We start from the raw sequence: 17,701 nt of genomic DNA, 5'->3' as shown, positions 1-17,701 counted from the left end.
TCCGTTCACGTTGCCGACGATTGCAGATCGCGCTCCCGCTCGGCCCCGCCGTCAGCGGCGATCAGCTTCCGGTACTGACTTTCGTATTCTCGCGCCATCCGGTGCGGAGAAGCGCAGCTCGAAGTGCGCGCGCACCTTCCTTCTGTCCAGTCGAGCCACTTCGCTCACTGCGCTGACAGCCTCCTCCACGCTGTCGACGATGAAGCCGGTTACGCCGTCGTCGACCACCTACGGCACCGAGCCCGACCGATAGGCGATCACGGGCGTCCCGCACGCCATCGCTTCGATCATGACCAACCCGAACGGCTCCGGCCAGTCGATCGGAAACAGCAGGGCGACGCCTCCTGCGAGGAACGGCTGCTTCCTCGCGTCATCGATCTCGCCGACGAGCTGCACTTTCTCGCCGTCGACGTGAGGCTCGAAGCGCTTCTTGAAGCAGGCGGTCCCGGCTCGTGGGATCTTCGCGGCGATGCGCAGCGGCTTTCCTGCTGCGCGAGCGATGCGAAGCGTCTTCGGGACCTTTCTCCGCCGTGAGCCGCCCGAGAAACGCCAGGCATGATCCTGGTCCGTACGACGGACGGCACAGGTCGAAGGGCAACCCGTGCTGGATCGTGCGGCACCAACGTGCGTCCGGAAGGGGCAGGCGTTGGTGCTCTGAGATCGAGATGAAGCTGGCGTCCGGAAACTGGCGAACCACGCTGGGCAGTCCCGACAGATCGAGCCGCCCGTGCATGGTCGTGAGAAACGGGACGCCCAGTCGGCTGAGCAGCGGAAGAGGCAGCCAGTCGATGTGGGAATGAATCACGTCGAAGTCGGCTGTCCGTTTCGCGGTTGCTTCCAGCAGCACACTGCAGGCGGCGTTCGGGTCGCACCTTTTCGTCCGAAGCGCAGCGCGCGAGGCCACCCCGTGTGAAGCTCGGCACGCGTCCGGGAGTCCCCGCTCGCAAAGAGGGTGACGTCATGTCCCAGTTCGACCTCATCCACCAGCCAGGCGACCACCCGTTCCGTGCCGCCGGAAAGCCTTGGGGGAACACTCTCGGCCAAAGGAGCAAGCTGGGCGATGCGCATGAGGCTTTTCCCGCTAGGCCCCCAACACCGATCGCAGCGCCAGCACGATCACCGCTGAAAGGAAGTTTGAAATGGCGAGCAGCGTCCACTCGGGCCGCGCGCTTTCGGTCGCGACCCGTCTGACCAGCACTTCCACCCGCCTCAACATTCGTCTTCCGGAAGATGCGCGAGGTGAGCTAATCCGAAGCTTGCCAGTTCTTCTCGGGAAGTCCGACGATCGCCCCCGTCCAGAGAACGGCGACGAGAGAGTAAGGGCGCTCCAGAGAAACGGCCCAGCAAGGGGCCCACCGAGGCCGACCCGACCCTCTTTGCAAAAACAGCCCCAGCGCGCGGTCCGAGCAACGCCGAGGCCGAGTTGCCATGATTACCTTCTCGCCAAAACCCGCACTCGACGGTCTCGTTCCTATTTTCCAGTTCTCCTTCGAGAGGACGCGTTGTCGGCCCGCGGGAGGTGTGTCGCGCGCCGACAGTCTGCTCCCGCTTTCTGATGACAGTAAGCCGGTTGCTTGCTGCAGCCTCCGAACCACTGCGTCATGGTTGTCTCTCGCATCAACTTTAGCAACTGTTGCTCGTCCTCTTCGGACCACGGCTTAGCGAGCAACCTTTTCTCCAATATCCATCCAACACTCATAGCGCGGATCGCAGTTATTTGCACCGCGTGAAAATAACCCATGCTAATCCTAGTGGTAATGTTGCCACTGTTTCCCGGCGTCGCACCGCAGCGCTTTGGTTAGCGCTTGTCTCGTGATCGGATTCGGAGTGCGATCGAACTGACCGGTCTCGGAACGAGGGACTGGCCATTGCGGCCTCAGCTTTGCCCTAGGGCCTCCAGGGATTGCTGAAGCCGCCTCGTTTTGGGCCGGGCAATCTCACTCGACACGGGAGCCCCGGCCTAGTCGATCGTCTCCGCAAGGGTATGTCCGGCGCGCGTGGATGCTTGCAGGATGCCGTGATCTAGCGGCCGATATTCGGGCGGCGTCATGCAATACAGAGCGGCCCAACGCACGGGGAGAGCGCTGAGGCCTCAGCATTAGTCCCACTCCATCGTGGAGATTCAACGTCAACGTCGTGGATTGCCTGCTCGTTCCCGGAACCGAAACCGAAACGGCCCCAGCAAGAGGAGCTGAGGCCGGGTCGGTGGCCCCAGCGAGGTGCCAGCTGGGGACTGCCACTCAAACTGATTGAGAATGTACCCCGGACCTTCGGGGGCAAGAGCCGGGGCACGTTCATCCGCTGACGTCGCTCTGCCGCGAGCGACGCAAGTCAACGTTCACCGCGTGGGCTTCGTTCCTAGCGACTTCTTCATTGCTGCTCCAAGCCGACGCTCAACCCGCTTCCGGCTGGTGCCGACTTTTTTGACGGCCTTCTTAACCGACGCAGCCGACTTGCCCGTCCTCCTGGACTCGTAGCTCACCTCGTAATCCTGCCCGCCGGCGACGCGCGCCCGGTCCTGCTTGCGACCGCGCCGTCTGCTTCTTCGCCTTCTTTGCCATTCCGGCCTCCCTATTGGTGAGGGCCAACTCGGGCTAGGATCGACCGTTCCATTTGCGGGGCTGCCGCGGAACGATTGCGATTGCGTCAGCTTGAATCGGCTCATTGTTTGTGGAGTTGCGTTGTGGCGTTTCAGCGTAGGAAGCCTGAGGCGATCGGGACCAAGGCGCTCTTTCCCGGCTTCATCGCGCCGGCCCTGGCATCGCCGATCGATAAAGTGCCGAGCGGCACACGCTGGATTCATGAGATTAAGTTCGATGGCTACCGGGTCCAGACTCACATCGCCAACGAAGAGGTGAAGATCTACACCCGGCGTGGCAACGACTGGACCAGGCGGTTCAAGAAGGTTGCCGACGACGCCTGGCACATTTCCGCATCGTCGGCCATCATCGACGGCGAGATCGTTGTTCCCTCGGCAGACGGTACGACCGACTTCGCGGTGCTGCAGAACGAGCTGCGCGGCAAGTCGACCAGGATCGTGATGGTGGCCTTCGATCTTTTGTACCTCAACGGCCGCGGTCTCCGGAAGCTGCCGCTGGTCGAGCGCAAGACCGTGCTGAAAAAGCTGATCGCTGGCACCGCCTTCCAGTTCAGCGAGAGCTTCGAGGTCGACGGCCCCAAGATGTTCATCCATGCTTGCAAGCTTGGCTATGAGGGCGTCGTGTCGAAAGTGGGCAACGGCGTCTATCCCACCGGCATCCGCAGCCGAGACTGGGTCAAGAAGACCTGTGCCCAGCGCGAGACCCTGACCGTCGCGGGCTTTGTGCTCGACGGCAATGAATGGGACGGCATCTATGTCGGTCGGCGCAAGGGTGACGACTTGATCTATGCCGGTAAGGTCGACCACGGCTTCGATAAGGCCTCGGTCGCCGACCTCCGCAAACGCCTGACGCCGCTGATCCGCAAGACGCAGCCCTACACCAAGCGCATTGCACCCAAGGCGATCTGGGTCGAGCCGAAGTTGCTTGCCGAGATCGAGTACCGCGCCAAATCCGCCGAGGGCAAGGTACGGCACCCGTTCTTTCGTGGTGTACGGGAGGATCTGTGACCGAGCCGGCTTGCAAGCTTTGCGACGATACCGGATGGGTCTGCGAGAACCATCCGGACCAACCGTGGACTGGCAATCACGCATGTAGGTGCGGCGGCGCCGGCGCGCCTGCCCGAAGTGCAATAGGCCGAAACCGGATGATGAATTTCCGCGGCTGCCCTTATGGCGGGGCGATGTTGCGGTCGTAAAACCTCAGCGTCGCAACGGGGACTACGTGAAGATTTGGACCAGCGCCAAGGCGGCCAACCGTCGTTCCGCTTCCCCCTCCACCGAATCGGCACCCAGAGCCCTCATTAGGAAGCGGGCCGGCGCTGCCTTCCGTGAATCGCGGTCCAACGCGTAGGAGGTTTGCCCCTCGAACTGATGCCGCCCAATCGTTGCAGTCAGCACAATTGACGAACCTCAACTTCTTATCTTACCCAGTCGAGGTCTTGTTGTGCCCGCGTGAGACCGGGAGTGCGATTTCGCAAACAAGTCCGTCTTTGCGCCAATCAAAGCGAACTTTCCCCTTTAGCTGAGTAATCATTGCATCAATGATACGGCTACCGACACCCTTTCGCGTAGGTGTCTGCGCGGCCGGACCGCCTGTCTCTGTCCAGCGAAAACGCAATTGACCGTCAGCCGTGTGCGCCCATTCCAGATGGACATGGCCTTGGGATTGGGACAAAGCACCGTACTTTGCGGCGTTGGTGGCCAGTTCATGCAGCGTCATTGCCATCGCCTGAGCTACGCCCGGTTCTAATACGATTTGCGGTCCGTCTATCAGCACTTGCTTCCCGGAATAGGGAGCCAGTTCCTGTGTCGCGATTGCCGATAGATCGGCACCGATCCAGCGCGTCGCGACAAAGAGTGAGCAAACATTCGCAAGCGCCTCGATGCGCCCAACGATTGTCTGTTTAAGGTCATCCGACGAAGTTGATTGAGTAAGATTAACCGCAGCCAGAACGCTCGAAAGCATGTTTTTGCTACGGTGCTCTGCCTCGCGTGCCAATGTCGCGATCAGCTCCTGATTTCTCTTTTGCTCAGTAATATCTCTCGCAATCTTTGATGCGCCGACGATTGTGCCGTTGGCATCCTTGACGGGAGAGACGGTTAGCGAAACGACGATCAGGCTGCCATGCTTAGTCCGCCGGAGAGTCTCAAAATGGTCGATGCGATCACCTCGTTTGATGCGCGTTAAAATCTCGCGTTCTTCGCTTTGCCGGTCCCCTGGGATAACAAGCGTAATGGGCTGACCAATCGCTTCGCCCGGTGAGTAACCGAAAATGCGCTCGGCACCTCCGTTCCAGCTCGTAATAATGCCATCGAGGGTTTTGCTTACAATCGCGTCGTCGCTGCACTCGACTATGGAAGCAAGCCAGCGCAATCGCTGCTCACTTTCGTGAAGCGCAGTCTCAATCTCAAGCGCGTTCTTCCGTTCCATAGTTCCTACGACTGTGTTACGTCATTAGGATGTAGATGAGCCCGGCCTAGCCAGATCTGCGAGAGATAGAAGTAGAGTGTATCGCGGCTCACGCTCGATCCGTCTTCGGGCGAACCGAGCGTACGGCACAAATTGAATATAGGCCATAAAGAAATTGGTAATTGGGGGCAGGACATCCGATGATCGCCCCAGCAATCCTGCCGAGAACAAGCGCCAGCACGAACCCCAGCGCATCGTCGGCGATCTGCTCAACGCCGAGATCAACGAGAAGCAAGCCCGGTCGATCAAGTACCAGTCACCATAGCCAAACCACCACTCGCCAAGGATATCGCCGACTTGCGGTTCGACGGCACACCGATCAAACAGACGCTCGTCAATGACCTCGCTGGCGGCGGCTTCGTCGCTCAGCAACGCAACGTCGTTCTGGTGTCGGCGGCACCGGCATCCGCAAGACCCACCTTGCCATCGCAATCGCAAGGAACTGCATCAGATCCGGTGCCCGTGACCGCTTCCGGCGGCCAGCTGCTGTTCCATCTCGTCAGCAGGCTCTACGAGTGCGCCTCCGTCATCGTTACCACCAACCTCGCCTTCGGCGAATGGCCGGGCGTGTTTGGCGACGCCAAGATGACCACCGCCTCGGCCGGCTGACCCATCACTGCGACATCGTCGGCAACGAAGGCTGGCGATTCAAAAGTCGCGACGACAATCATATAGCTGCCGAACCGACGGCTCGCGAGAGTCCGCTGTGCTCTGGCAGCGAATCAAATTTCGCATCGCTGCGAAATGACGCGATGGGACCATCAGGAGGCATGCCGATCAACTCGGTTTCTGACCTGCAGCATGATCAATCGCGGGAGCTACGCTAACGAATCAGTGGGCGGGTCCGTACAGATCGAGGCTGTTGAGCAGGTCGTTGGCGCGGGCGTCGCGCTCGCCAAGCGGCGCTAAGTTGTAACGGGTCTCGATCATCTTCAAGATCGAGGTGGTGTCGTAGAACGTGTGATCCACGAAGCCGTGCCGAGCGAACGGAGAAATGATCAGGGTTGGCACGCGCAGTCCGGGTCCCCACCGATCCACGACGGGAGGCGGCACATGATCCCAGAAGCCACCGTTCTCGTCATAGGTCACGACGATTACTGTGCTGGACCACATCGGACTTCGTTCGATCTTGGAAATAATGTTCGCGACGTGCTGATCGCCCGACAGGACGTCGGCGTAGCCGGGATGCTGGGTCTTGGGCCCGATCGGCTTGTAGAATGCGACAGCCGGCAGGTTATTGCTCTCGATGGCCTTCATTAGGTCCACCTCATCCTTTAAGTGTTCACGTTTGGCCTCGGTGCCGTCCGCGTACTGCTTGAAGTAAGCAAAGGGTTGGTGAGGGAACTGAAATAGTGGGTCCGCGTTACCCGCCAGGGCATCATTCCAGCCACTGGAGTACCAGGCCCAGGAGATGCCCTTTTCCGTGAGGCGGTCCCCGACGGTCGGCATGGTCTCAGGGGGCATCAGGAGACTGATATCTTTCACAGTAGCGGGATGGGGCGCATTCACCGAGAAGACCGTGAACACGACCCGGCCGTCCGGCGTCACCGCGCCGTCCTTGACCAAGTTGCCCTTCTCATCCAGCACCGCTCGGATGGCGGGCGGCGCGTTGTCGAACCGCGGTGTGCAAGCGCAGATCAGCCAAAAGTGGTTCAGCAATGAGCCTCCGAACGCTGCGTGGAAAAAGTTATCGCACAACGTGTGGTGCTCGGCATAGCGGTACAGGGCCGTCTGACTGATATCATGGTAACCCATGGTTAGGCCCGAGCCGGAAACGGCGACAAAGCGATCCATCTTTCCACCATGGATCTGCTGTTGCTGCCTATAGTAGCTGCGAACTAGATCATCCGCATGCTTCTCGTGGATCGGCACGTAACGGTCTATAAGAAACGGCGCGTTCGGAAGGTTCGCGGGAAAGCGCTTGTCGGGCTCAGGCGGCTTGGTGCGATCGCTCATTACCGGCGGAAGAGTGGCGTAAACCTGCCCTTGGGAATCGGCCTGCATTGCCGACTTGCTGGCATCATGCAGTCCGTTGGCCCCGGGGAAATGGCCGTACAGGTTATCGAAGCTGCGGTTCTCCAGATAGATGACCACAATGTGCTCGATCCGCTCTGGCCCCCGGGTCTGCGGGTCTGCCGCCCACGCCCATGGGTCTACAGCGGCTAGCAACGCGAGACCTAGCGTCGGACCGATGAGGGCCCATCGCGTTAGCATTATCGATCTCATGTGCGTCCCCTCCCTTTTTCGAGAGATTAGGAAAGTCACGCAAGTGAAAGAACGAATTGCAGCTAAAGGATACCATATCGGCCACGGTGATCTAGGGGCTTGAAATAGGTGGGGAGGCTGCAATGAGCTCTTCTGCGCGCCGCGTGTCGGTTTAGGGTCACGAGCGTCGCCTCTGCAACAGATGGCCACTGTCAACTTCCGCTTTACCCCGTTTACGACCGAGGTCGCGCGGCGGCGCAATATGTCGCGAAGGCACATGAACAGACATCGTGATCTCCTGATGGGCGCCGAACAGAAATGGGCTTTCTTCGAGATTGGAAGGAAATTGAAAATCCCGGCCGACTAGCGCGTCGCGTCAATAGTGCTGGGTTGATTGCTTGTGCGTGGCACCGAGCGCATGGCGCGCGTTCACCCACAATGCGCGCGCCAACGCATCGGGGCGGAGAAATCGGCTGACGCCGATGCAACGGCTTCCGAATGCCGCGAAAGTGTCAGCGCAGACCGGATCGCGTGCCGCAGCCGAAAACGCCAAGCGTTCGAGGAAATTGAATCGACGCCCGGTGGAGAAGTCGCCGATCAGGAACTGGTATCCGGCCAGTTCCGACCGGTGCCGTTTTGCATATGCGGACAGACCGCGATCGAGGTCAGGCGGACTTGTCCATGCGCGGCCAACGGCTTCTTACAGCCACTCGGCGGATTGCAACGCCCAGCCACACCCGACACCCCACAACGGATCGCTCGATAAAGCTGCGTCCCCGATCAGCGCCAAACCGGGTTTGGACACGCCGCGGTGAAGGTTCGGATACTCGATCATTCCCATGAATGGGGTCACTCGCTGCGCCTGCGGCAGGGACGGCGCGCGCGGCAAGCGCTCAAACAGGCGCGTCATGGCCGCTTCCGGATCCGCCTTCCATTCCGCAGCCTTGGCGCGCGCAGGCATTGCTGCCACAAGCGTTACGCCGTCGTCGTTGGGAAAGGTGTAGGCGACGTCCGGGTCCAGGAACCAGAGTTGCGACCGTGTGCCACTCGCTAGCGGCAAATTGCGGTAGTGCGCGAAATAAAAAATGCGACCGTTTGGCGTCTCTTTGGCAGGCAAGCCAGCAAGCTCTGCAACACGCGAATTTCGTCCGTCCGCGCCGACGACGAGCTTTGCCACAATATCCAGTTTGGAGTCGCCTTCTCCTTGCGCCGATACGCCGCAAATTCGTCCTTGATCGGCCCGCAATTCTCGAGCCGAGAGCCCTCGCAGGAATTCGACGCCACCTGTTTGTGCCGCTGTCTTCCGCAGCATCGGGTCCAGCGTCGAGCGTCGGATGTTGTACCCATAGGCGGGGCGACGGATCGTCTGTTCAGAGGGCGCAACTATCCATCCCCAACGCGTGAAGACTTCCGCATCGTTCCGAACGCCACCGGCGTCCTCGATTGCCCTCGCAAGCCCCAGCCTCTCCAATGTCGGAGTGGCGCTTGCCTGAATGTAGTGGGTGCAGAGTTTCTTGTAACCCGCGGGATCGCCATCACGCTCGATCAGCGCGACGCGGGCGCCGGCCCGGCCGAAGAATATCGCCGCCGCGCACCCGGCAATGCTCGCTCCAACGATTGCGACGTCGTACTGGGAGTGTGAAGGCATAGTTTATCTCCGCTAGGCCCTCACGGGCGCTTCTTCGGCTCGGGGGCCATAAGCTGACGTTCCACGCTGGCCGCAACCACAAGCATCCCCATCACGCTAGCTCGTCGAGTAAGGCCTTGGCCTGCTTCAAGTCCAACGTGTCGAGGCCCTCGGTAAACCAGCCGTAGACCGGCGCGAGGAGATTGCGCGCTTTGCCATGTTTGCCCTGGTCGCGCCAGAGAAGGGCGAGGCTGTACGCTGCGCGCAGCTCCAGCAGGCGCGCATTTTGGCCGCGTGCGATTTGGAGCGCGTGGCGGTAACTGCCTTCCGCCTCGGCAGCGTTCCGTCCGCCAGTGCCAGCAGCACGTCGCCGTAACACCGATGCACCTGGGCATCGAAAACGCGCTCCTCGGATCGTTCGATGCACGCGAGAGCCTCCGTAACGGCCGCGAGCGCATCGTTAGCCTGTCGCGCTCTCAAGCATGCCTCGGCCAACACCACGAGATGCATGGGCATGAGCAGCGCCGCTTCGGCTGCTCGCCATTTGGCAAGTCCGTCACGCAGCTGTTTCAGCCCGGCCTCGACGTCGCCGCCTTCCACCTTCGACCAGCCGGCATAAATGCCGCCGCCCGCGAGCCAAAACGCGAAACCCTGTTTCGAGCATTCGGCGATCAGGGCCGCCGCGCGTTGGCCGAGCAGCCGTTCGTCGCGACGGAAGAAATGGCAATAGCACGCGTGCAGCAACGCAAATGCCGTGCTGGGGCGATGCGACAGGGTTTCGGCATGCGCGACCGCCTCGTCAATTCTCCGGAGCGCCTGATCGAGATACCCCATCTGCGTCAGCGTGAGCGACGCCAGATAACCTTTGCACGCGACCAGCGGATCGTAAGCGTATCTAAACGCGAGATCGCGGTGGGTGGCAGGGTCATAGTGTCCGATCGCCTGCTCTAGATGCTTGCGCGCCGCGTCAAGTTTACCGAGATGGATCAGACTGATGCCCACCGAGCGGTGGCCAATCACCAGCGCGGTGGCATCGTGCGTGCGTTGCGCGGCGCCGAGCGCCTTCTGGGCCACCTCGTGGCTCGCTCTTAATTCGGCTCGAACGAGGTGAAACACGTATTGGCCATACAGCGCTGGGAGAAGCTGAGACGTATCCCGAAGCCGTTCGCAAAGCTCAAGGGCACGCGCGAAAGCTGATCCGGTCTCAGGCGCCGCCCAACCTCTGGTCGCGATCAGAGTGCCGCCCAACGCGACTTGAAGATCGAGTTCCAACCGAGGACGCTCCGGCGTCTCCAGCAAGGTGCCGAGAAGCGACAAAGCGCGCGTCAATTGGGTCCGCGCCTCGACCATTGCCGATCGCCGGATGGCCAACTGGGCCGCCTTGCCCAAGTACACAGCCGCCTCGTCGATTGCTCCCGCTTCGGCGCAGTGATGAGCGAGCAATTCTGGCCGCGCCTCGACCTTCTCCGGGAACCGCTCCGCCAAACCTCGGGCAACGCGCGCATGGAGGTCCTGCCGCGGTTTTCGCAACAGGGTAGCGTAGACCGCATCCTGCAGCAGCGCGTGCTTGAAGAGATAGGTGGCCTGCGGCGGCGCACCTCGCCGAAACACCAGCCCGGCATCGGCGAGCTGATCGAGCGCGGCATGCAATTCGGCGTCGCTGCGATCCGCCACCGCTGCGAGCAGCTCGTAGGAGAAATCCCGGCCGATCGTGGCGCCGATCTGGGCGATCTCCTTGCCCCAGGGACCGAGCCGATCGAGCCGTGCCATCAGCGAGGCGTGCAGCGTCGCCGGGACAGCAAGCGCTGGGTGTGACGCTCTGGCTATGAAGCTCACGCCATCGTTCGCGCCGCTTTCGAGCGCCGACTTTGTCAGCTCCTCGACGAACAGCGGGACACCGTCGGTTCGTTCCACGATCTCTGCCACGATTTCATCCGGCAGTTCCTTGTTGCCCGCGATCCGCCGCACCAGCGCGACGCTCTCTGCTCGATCCAGCCGATTGAGTGTCAGTGTCGTGACGTGCGCCTGGCCAACCCACGGCGGCGCATATTCGGGGCGGAACGTGACGACTAGGAGAATGGGCAAGCCGCGAACCTGGTCGACGACGTGATCGAACAGCTCCCGGGAGCTCGGATCGCTCCAGTGCGTGTCCTCCAAGATCATCAGCACGGGGTGCTGGCGAGCCAAGCCCTCGAGTTGCCGGAGTAGCGCCTCAAACGTCTTCTCTTTTTTTTTCTTGTGGCGCGAGCGAAAGAGGCGGGAAGCGGCCTTGAGTCGGTAGTGACAGGACTTCGACCAGCAGCGCCTCTTCTTCTGGCGGCGGCGCGACAGGGGCAAGCAGCGCCGCCAACTTCTCAAGCTTTGCCTCGGGCGTGTCCTCACGCGCGAAGCCAGCAGCCCGTTCGAGCTGCGCCATGATGGGCTGCAACGCGCTGTCCTGATGGTGCGGTGAGCAGAAATAACGCAACCGCGTGTGCGGCTCGAAAGCAAGTCGTTCGACGACTGCTGCAGTGAGCCGTGACTTGCCAATGCCCGGTTCGCCGGAGAGCAACACCACTTGACCCTGGCCGGTCTTCGCTTTCGACCAGCGCCGCAGCAGCAGTTCCAGTTCTTCTTGGCGGCCGATGAGTTCAGTCAGTTCACCTGCGTGTAGGGCCTCGAAGCGGCCCTCGACTAAAGAAGGTCGTAGCGCTGTCCAAGCTCTGATGCGGCCCGGAATGCCTTTGAGTTCGTGAGGTCCAAGGTCCTTTAGTTCAAACAGATTGCCGAGGAGCCTTCGCGTGTTCTCGGCAACGATCACCGCGTTCGGCTCAGCCATGGCTTGTAGGCGCGCGGCAAGATTGGGGGTTTCTCCGATGATACCGCGCTCTTGTGCCTCCCCCGATCCGATCAGATCGCCAACAACCACCAGCCCGGTCGCGATACCGACGCGGGCTTGCAGCGGAACGGAAAATTTGAGCGCGCCCACTGCAGCAATCGCTTCCAGTCCTGCGCGCACGGCCCGCTCGGCGTCGTCCTCGTGCGCCTGCGGATAGCCAAAATAAATCGGCACGCCCTCGCCCATGTATTTCGCGACGAAGCCACCGAAGCGGCGCACACTATCGGCGACGCACGTCTGATAGGCGGAAATGATCCCCCGCAGGTCCTCGGGGTCCATACATGCGGAGAGCGACGTCGAACCGACAAGGTCCGAAAACATCACGGTGACCTGGCGGCGCTCAGCGGTGTCCCTAACGGCTTTGCGACTTTCCGGAGGAGCGTCGGACAGGGGCGCCGGTGCGCCCGCTTCAGCGCGCAAAGCGGCGATGGCGTCTAGCAGCTTACGGCGTTGCCCGACAAATCCGACACCAAGCTCCTTCAAGTCCTCAGCGGTCAAATTCGGCAGGACCGTGTCGTCGATTTCATTGTCGCGGAATACGGCCTCATACTGTTCGAGGCCAAGCCTCCGTAGCCAACCTCCGACGTCCATGGCGGCCGCCCTAGTTCGCCTAACGCTGCATGATCCCTCAGGCGAGACCACCTGTCTAGGGTTCAGATCCGCGCCTTCCTGCTGGAGCGGAGTATTGTAGTCCGGCAAGGGCTGCGTTTCCTGCGCGCCGAGCTGCCAGGCCTCCTGGCGACGCGAACCGATGTCCTGTCGCCCCGCATGGTGCGCTCCTAAGCCGTCCCTACCGGCCAAGCTGGAGACCCAGCTTGCGTATTTTCAAGATTCCGCTCTACACTCTTAGACAGCATAGAATCTCTGCTCCTGTGACCGGCTCAGGGCTCTTTAGTTGCCTGCGTTGCGGGACGCCAGTCCACCACTGGGCAGAAATTTACAGTTACACTGATTGGAAACGCGTGGCGCACGTCGGAGATGGGAAAGAGCGCTTGCACAGACCTGAAACAGCCCGCACCCCTAAAGTCGATGCTAAGATTTCACATAGTTCAATTGACGCGCACGCTGATGGGAGGCTCAATAAGCGGATTGCGAACTGCCGCAGAGGTCACCAGTGAATTACGTTGTGCAAGCCAGATTCCTCGTTCGAATGGGGACTACTGGCTGGATGGTTTATGATCGAGAACTCAAGGGGCCAGCGCTGATCAACAACAGCCATTGGGCTGAGAAGCTGACCAAGGAACAAGCCGAATCCATAAAGGAAAGACTGACAAAGCAGTTCACCGCCCGGTCGTAGGTCCGCTGACCGATTTGAAAATCGCGGCGATCACTACGAGCCTTGGCGACGACGTTACCGTACGACATCCGCCAAGGCACAAGCTAACCCGTGCCCATTTCAGGCGGCGCGTCGACCGATCGAACGATCGAGCCCCGCCTTTCAGAGGCCCTGCAAGTGAACCGCGGCTTGAGATCGGACAGACGCATCTCCTCCGGCCATCTCGCTGCCTCTAGCTGGACATTGTGGGAGCGCTACGCGCGATTGCACCGCTCGCTGCAGCTGCCCGCAATCCCGCGAGCGCTGGCGCATGGGCGGCAGCCTGGCGCACAAGACGTCGGTCAGTCCATCATTGCACTCGCCCCGGCGATGCAGACCAATAAAATTTCAGCCACCGCCCATCCGCCAACGTGGCGGCCGGAAGAGCGTTAGCTTCTGTATACCTCCGCGGCAGTAATCCGCTTGGAAGATGAACCATGGTGCCAAAACCGGGAGCGGGTATTTTAAGCTTGGCGGCGTTGTCGTAGTTTCATGCCAATGCCATGCCGATCAACCGAAAGCCGCTGGAAATCCCGCCCGAGGTCGCCCGCCGGTTCGCCGCGGACATGAAGGCTTATCACGCAGAACAGGACGACATCCAACGCGATCGGATCGCGGTCGGCAGCAGGCATATGCTGCTTGGGCATATGCCTGCGGGCACCAAGCTGCGGTCGAGCTCAAGGAATTGTTTGAGTTAATGCGATGAACCGTCTGGATCTAGACGGACACGGCCAAGTCCGCGACGAGGACCACGTCAAGGCCCTTGCTACGATCGAGGCCACAAAGAAATGGTTTGAGGACCCCCCCAGGAGGCGTGGCATTTAGATACGTTGTCATGGAGTGAAAATGGCAAGCGCCTTGTTGCTGTCATTGCAACTGTCGCATTGGCTGATAATCGCAGGAGCCGCGCTGGTAGCGGTCGGCCCGATTGGCCTTGTGATCCGCCGCCGGCGTCGGGCCAACGTCCAGGGCGAAGCAACAGAGCCAAATTCCGAGCCGCGTCCCCAATTGTCGCCGCTGCCGGATATTCTTGACTCACGACCACGAAAGGATCGGCGTGAGATTTAAGAGCTGCACGGGTAAAAAGATGGAGGTGGGGCAGGATCACTGGCTTGTAGCTAGCCGCCATCGGCGCATAGTCAACGAATGATCGAGCAGCGACCAGCTTTCATGGCTTGCAAAAATCCTGGCACCGGCTGGAGGATCGACATTCTGTGGCCCGATGGCGAAACGGAAGTCATCAAGGGTTTTATTACTGAGCACGACGCCGCGAAGTGGATTTCAGAGCACTCGAAGACTTGGCAAGAAAATCCGGACCAGCCGCGCTAGAGCGGTTCGCTGGCGTCCACTCATCGCGACCTCTAGCGGCTTCTTTCAGCGTGCGATCGGCCCGATTGATCGACGCAGGCCCTGGCGTCCGCCAACTCGCGGCGCGGCTTTGGCTAAAGAGCGGATACTGCTTTAGCTTCGGAATGAAGCCTCATCCCCGTCGGCATTAGGTTTTTCGCTGGGCCTCCCTCGCTTATTGAGCAAGCCGGCTTTCTCGCGACCGGCGGCGCATCCGTAAATTCACGGGTCGCGACCTTAACGTTAAACCGAAAAACGATAACCGCGCCTGGCATGGCGTCCTTTAGCTTCTGAGATATTTCATTCCCTTCGTCAAAAGCCATTTCCAAAGTTCAGCGATTTGTATCAATGGTCCTGGAATTCGGTATCGTGACCACGATCGTTGGATCTGTGCTCGCCTTGTATGCAAGTCGGCATCGTTCGATCATCTTGAAGGCGTGCGCAGGCGTGCTGCTGATTGCTGGCCTTACCTGCATTGGCGCGGGGCTCCCGCGTGTGTGACCACTCCGCAAACAGCCAGCGCGTCGTACTCCGTCCGTCGGGTCACGCCCATTGGCCCTCAAGCAAACAGCGTAAATTCGTACACCGCATCCATTCGATCGCAGCAGACCGATCCGGGCGATGGTAACGTAATCGTCGCCCACTCACCGGCTGAAGAAGATGCTCCGACGGAGCCGCTCTTTGATAGTAACTGGGTGTTCTCGACTCCGGATGCCGGTCGCGTCGTAGACCGCGTTGGCGACTGCTGCGGGCCCAGCCGCAGATGCCGAGCTCTCGCTACGCCCTTGGCACTCATCGGCGACGACATCGGATCGGTCTCGTCGACCATGTATGCGGGATGTGGGCGTGAATCGGCGCCTCACGAGATCGTGGTTGGAACCTGTTGCGCCTTTCTTTGTTGATCGTTCGATCACGAGCCATCGATGCGCCCTTTCCATCTACGTTTCGCTATTGGTCCATTGGCATGCGCGTTTGTCGCGCTCTTATCCCTGCCCGAAGCGGGTTTCGCCGCACTGACCTCTTCGCAAGTCGACCAGGTTACTCTCCGGCCACGAACAGGCGATGGCTTGCCTCTGTCGCTTCGTCTCACGGACGAGTTCGACGCAACCAAACCTTTGAAGGAATGGCTGGGTAACGTCCCGACGGTTTGGATCGCTGCGGACTACACCTGCAAGAGCCTCTGCGGGCCAATGATATCGATCGTCTCGAGCGCGCTGGCCGATACAGGTCTGCAAGCCGGGAGCGCCTACCGGCTGATGGTATTCGGCCTTGATCCAAGAGACACGGCAGCGGATGCGCGCGCAATGAAGGCGGCACAAGTCAATCCTCGCGCCAATCTCGTAAAACAGTCGGTCTTTCTGAGAGCAGTTCCATCCGATGTCAGCGTTCTATTAGCAGCGCTCGGTATTGGGGCGGCCTATGATGTCGAACACGATCAGTTCGCCCACCCGGTTGCCGCGTTCGTGGTTACTCCCGAAGGGCGCCTTTCGCAGGTGGTTTCGGGCATCGCAATCGATCCCGGCAATCTTCGGCTAGCGCTCGTCGACGCCGGCCGCGGGCGGATCGGTACCTGGTCTGATCAGATTCACCTGCTCTGCTACGGCTTCGATCCTGCAACTGGCCTTTATACTTTGGCGGTCTGGCGGATATTGGCGGGTGCCAGTGTGATCACAATGGTCGCCCTCATCGTGCTGATGGCGCTTCTGATCCGGCGGGACGCCTCCAGGCCAAGTTAAAGGGGCGGCCATCATTCTCCAGCGTCCTGTCAAAAGTCAGCCATAACAGCGATCCAACGAATAGCACCGAGGCAGGCAACATCAGCGCCATCGTCAGCGGGCCAATATGGTGAACCGCTGGCAGGATTAGGATGGCGGCCTCCCAGCAACGCATCAGCAGGGTCAGCCCACAGAGCATCATCAGTGCGCGGGGGTCGGACCGCACCCTTGCGCTCAGCAGCGCGAAGAACGGCAGCACGAACTGTGCGAGCGCAAGCCCGGCAAGCAGATATTGCCACCCGTGGTCCGACCGCGCCTGATACCAGGACACCTCGTCCGGGATGTTGCTGGACCAGATGACGATGTACTGCATGGCATGAAGGTAGCCCCACAGCAGGATGAGCGAGAGCAACAGGCCGCTGTAGCCGGCGCTGCGGCCGATCCGGCGTCCCGCGAGGAGGCTGGTGCCGAGTAGGAACGCGAAGCCGCCGAGCAGCGTAAAGCTAAGGAAAAGCAGGCCGTAGACCGAGGAATGAAAGTCCGGCTCGAGCGACTCCATCCAGTCGATGCCGGCGAGCGATGCGGTCAAGGCGTAAAAGACCAATCCGGCCGACGCTGCACGCACCATGGCGGCGGCGTCGCGCCACGCCCGGCGCTGCCATTCCGCAAGCCCGATCCAGAGCCCGAAATAGACCGCGCCGCGCAAGACGAAGAACCATGGCGCGAGATAGTACGCCTTGAACGGCGGCAAGGCGGACGGCGCGGCCATCGCCGGATAGAGCTGGTTCATGAAAAGCAGGATCGGTAGCGACGCCAGGGCAATGACCGGCAGCGTTGCCGTCGCTGCGACGAATTGCCCGAAGAGGGCCTCGGTCCAGATGCGGCGGACGAGATAGCTCGTCATCCACAGTCCAAGCGCTCCGATCGGGACCGCGCCCCAAGTCACCCAAGCCACGAGATAAGCCGCCGTCGTCGTGCGGCCATCGAGGATGAAGCCCGCCGCTAGGATCAATCCCGTAACGAGAAGAACGATGATCCTGATGTCGCGGCGCGCTCTCACGGCTGCCCCGTCAGCTTGGCGCGCTCATCTGGCGGCACATCCTCGATCGAGGCGCGCCGGCTGAGCTGCAGGGCGCGGATATAGGCCACGACGGCCCAGCGGTCCTGTGGGTTCACACGTGCGGCGTAGGAGTACATCGCGCCATACCCGTTGCTGATGACCTCGAAGAGGTGCTGATCGTCAGCGGCTATCAGACGATCGTCATGGTAGCTGGTCGGGTGCGGCATTCCGCGATGAACGATGATGCCATCGCCGTCGCCACCCGCGCCGTGGCACGGCGAGCAGAAGATCGCATACCGCTGCCGTCCACGATCCAACAGCTCGGCGGACAGCGCCGGCTTGGTTTTCCCCGCCCTCTCCCGCTCCAGATCGCCTCGCGCCACGGTATTGACCGGCGGAGAACGCAGCATGCTGCGACGAAACAGCGGCGCGCGGGAGTACTCGCTGTATTTCGGCTGCATATCCATGTTCTGATCGCAGGCTGC

12 protein-coding genes and 3 pseudogenes are annotated in these 17,701 nt (G+C 60.9%); 5 read left to right on the top strand and 10 right to left on the bottom strand.

The genetic code is table 11. The features are described 5' to 3' along the window. Positions 1-5: 5 nt before the first annotated feature. From E2I15_RS01725 to E2I15_RS39080, 3 genes and pseudogenes are all read right to left on the bottom strand, one after another. Positions 6-1,068: pseudogene (locus tag E2I15_RS01725) on the bottom strand (glycosyltransferase family 4 protein). Between the two features lie 13 nt (positions 1,069-1,081). Continuing rightward, positions 1,082-1,216, bottom strand: coding sequence for a hypothetical protein (locus tag E2I15_RS39500; RefSeq protein ID WP_276487278.1), 135 nt, complete (start codon positions 1,214-1,216; stop codon positions 1,082-1,084). Positions 1,217-2,338: 1,122 nt separating this feature from the next. Beyond that, positions 2,339-2,575, bottom strand: a complete 237-nt coding sequence (locus E2I15_RS39080; RefSeq protein ID WP_246668368.1) for a DUF3606 domain-containing protein — start codon at positions 2,573-2,575, stop codon at positions 2,339-2,341. A gap of 108 nt (positions 2,576-2,683) precedes the next feature. On the opposite strand from E2I15_RS39080, the gene ligD reads away from it, so the two are divergent. Next, positions 2,684-3,607 carry a non-homologous end-joining DNA ligase gene (gene ligD, locus E2I15_RS01715; RefSeq protein WP_137482899.1) on the top strand — a complete coding sequence of 308 codons (924 nt, stop codon included), beginning with the start codon at positions 2,684-2,686 and terminating at the stop codon, positions 3,605-3,607. Positions 3,608-4,022: 415 nt separating this feature from the next. On the opposite strand, the gene E2I15_RS01710 is transcribed toward ligD, so the two are convergent. Further along, on the bottom strand, positions 4,023-5,030 hold the full coding sequence (locus E2I15_RS01710; protein WP_137482901.1) for a PAS domain S-box protein: 1,008 nt from the start codon (positions 5,028-5,030) through the stop codon (positions 4,023-4,025). Between the two features lie 154 nt (positions 5,031-5,184). On the opposite strand from E2I15_RS01710, the pseudogene E2I15_RS01705 reads away from it, so the two are divergent. Beyond that, positions 5,185-5,728 (top strand): annotated as a pseudogene (locus tag E2I15_RS01705) (ATP-binding protein); the annotation flags it as partial. Positions 5,729-5,900: 172 nt separating this feature from the next. Here the strand turns inward: E2I15_RS01705 and E2I15_RS01700 are convergent. The 3 genes from E2I15_RS01700 to E2I15_RS39075 all read right to left on the bottom strand — a co-directional run bounded on the left by E2I15_RS01700 (position 5,901) and on the right by E2I15_RS39075 (position 12,370). After that, positions 5,901-7,163 carry an alkaline phosphatase family protein gene (locus E2I15_RS01700; protein WP_246668354.1) on the bottom strand — a complete coding sequence of 421 codons (1,263 nt, stop codon included), beginning with the start codon at positions 7,161-7,163 and terminating at the stop codon, positions 5,901-5,903. 811 nt (positions 7,164-7,974) lie between these two features. Then, positions 7,975-8,922, bottom strand: coding sequence for an NAD(P)/FAD-dependent oxidoreductase (locus tag E2I15_RS01695; RefSeq protein ID WP_210241907.1), 948 nt, complete (start codon positions 8,920-8,922; stop codon positions 7,975-7,977). A 2,191-nt stretch (positions 8,923-11,113) separates the two neighbouring features. Continuing rightward, complete coding sequence (locus E2I15_RS39075) at positions 11,114-12,370, bottom strand: adenylate/guanylate cyclase domain-containing protein (protein WP_246668355.1); 1,257 nt, start codon at positions 12,368-12,370, stop codon at positions 11,114-11,116. 63 nt (positions 12,371-12,433) lie between these two features. On the opposite strand from E2I15_RS39075, the pseudogene E2I15_RS01685 reads away from it, so the two are divergent. Then, positions 12,434-12,553 (top strand): annotated as a pseudogene (locus E2I15_RS01685) (IS110 family transposase); the annotation flags it as partial. Positions 12,554-13,558: 1,005 nt separating this feature from the next. Here E2I15_RS01685 and E2I15_RS38580 read toward each other — a convergent pair. Continuing rightward, a complete protein-coding gene (locus E2I15_RS38580) occupies positions 13,559-13,726 on the bottom strand; it encodes a hypothetical protein (RefSeq protein ID WP_170991754.1) in 168 nt (55 codons plus the stop codon). Between the two features lie 514 nt (positions 13,727-14,240). Here E2I15_RS38580 and E2I15_RS01675 point away from each other — a divergent pair. Both E2I15_RS01675 and E2I15_RS01670 read left to right on the top strand, forming a co-directional pair. Further along, positions 14,241-14,423, top strand: coding sequence for a hypothetical protein (locus E2I15_RS01675; RefSeq protein WP_155262170.1), 183 nt, complete (start codon positions 14,241-14,243; stop codon positions 14,421-14,423). A gap of 941 nt (positions 14,424-15,364) precedes the next feature. Beyond that, positions 15,365-16,177: a thioredoxin domain-containing protein gene (locus tag E2I15_RS01670; protein WP_137482905.1), complete on the top strand. Its 813-nt coding sequence runs from the start codon at positions 15,365-15,367 to the stop codon at positions 16,175-16,177. Here the strand turns inward: E2I15_RS01670 and E2I15_RS01665 are convergent. Continuing rightward, positions 16,125-17,216 carry a hypothetical protein gene (locus E2I15_RS01665; protein WP_137482906.1) on the bottom strand — a complete coding sequence of 364 codons (1,092 nt, stop codon included), beginning with the start codon at positions 17,214-17,216 and terminating at the stop codon, positions 16,125-16,127. The genes E2I15_RS01670 and E2I15_RS01665 overlap by 53 nt on opposite strands. Next, positions 17,213-17,683, bottom strand: a complete 471-nt coding sequence (locus E2I15_RS01660; protein ID WP_502707166.1) for a c-type cytochrome — start codon at positions 17,681-17,683, stop codon at positions 17,213-17,215. Before E2I15_RS01660 ends, E2I15_RS01665 begins: the two co-directional genes overlap by 4 nt. Between the last annotated feature and the right edge of the window lie 18 nt (positions 17,684-17,701).

The organism is Bradyrhizobium sp. BR2003, assembly GCF_009720285.1.
GTDB lineage: Bacteria > Pseudomonadota > Alphaproteobacteria > Rhizobiales > Xanthobacteraceae > Bradyrhizobium > Bradyrhizobium elkanii.
The sequence above is the reverse complement of the archived record's forward strand: the minus strand, read 5'-3'. Positions and strand labels throughout refer to the sequence as shown.

What these genes read in the sequence shown, in the direction of transcription:
- E2I15_RS39075 (WP_246668355.1), bottom strand. Translation starts at nt 12,370, where the DNA reads ATGGACGTCGGAGGTTGGCTACGGAGGCTTGGCCTCGAACAGTATGAG.
- E2I15_RS38580 (WP_170991754.1), bottom strand. Translation starts at nt 13,726, where the DNA reads ATGCCTGCTGCCGACCGCGATCCGATCGCGTTGGATGTCGTCCTGTTC.
- E2I15_RS01710 (WP_137482901.1), bottom strand. Translation starts at nt 5,030, where the DNA reads ATGGAACGGAAGAACGCGCTTGAGATTGAGACTGCGCTTCACGAAAGT.
- E2I15_RS01670 (WP_137482905.1), top strand. Translation starts at nt 15,365, where the DNA reads ATGCGCCCTTTCCATCTACGTTTCGCTATTGGTCCATTGGCATGCGCG.
- E2I15_RS01695 (WP_210241907.1), bottom strand. Translation starts at nt 8,922, where the DNA reads ATGCCTTCACACTCCCAGTACGACGTCGCAATCGTTGGAGCGAGCATT.
- E2I15_RS39500 (WP_276487278.1), bottom strand. Translation starts at nt 1,216, where the DNA reads ATGTTGAGGCGGGTGGAAGTGCTGGTCAGACGGGTCGCGACCGAAAGC.
- E2I15_RS01660 (WP_502707166.1), bottom strand. Translation starts at nt 17,683, where the DNA reads ATGGATATGCAGCCGAAATACAGCGAGTACTCCCGCGCGCCGCTGTTT.
- E2I15_RS01675 (WP_155262170.1), top strand. Translation starts at nt 14,241, where the DNA reads ATGATCGAGCAGCGACCAGCTTTCATGGCTTGCAAAAATCCTGGCACC.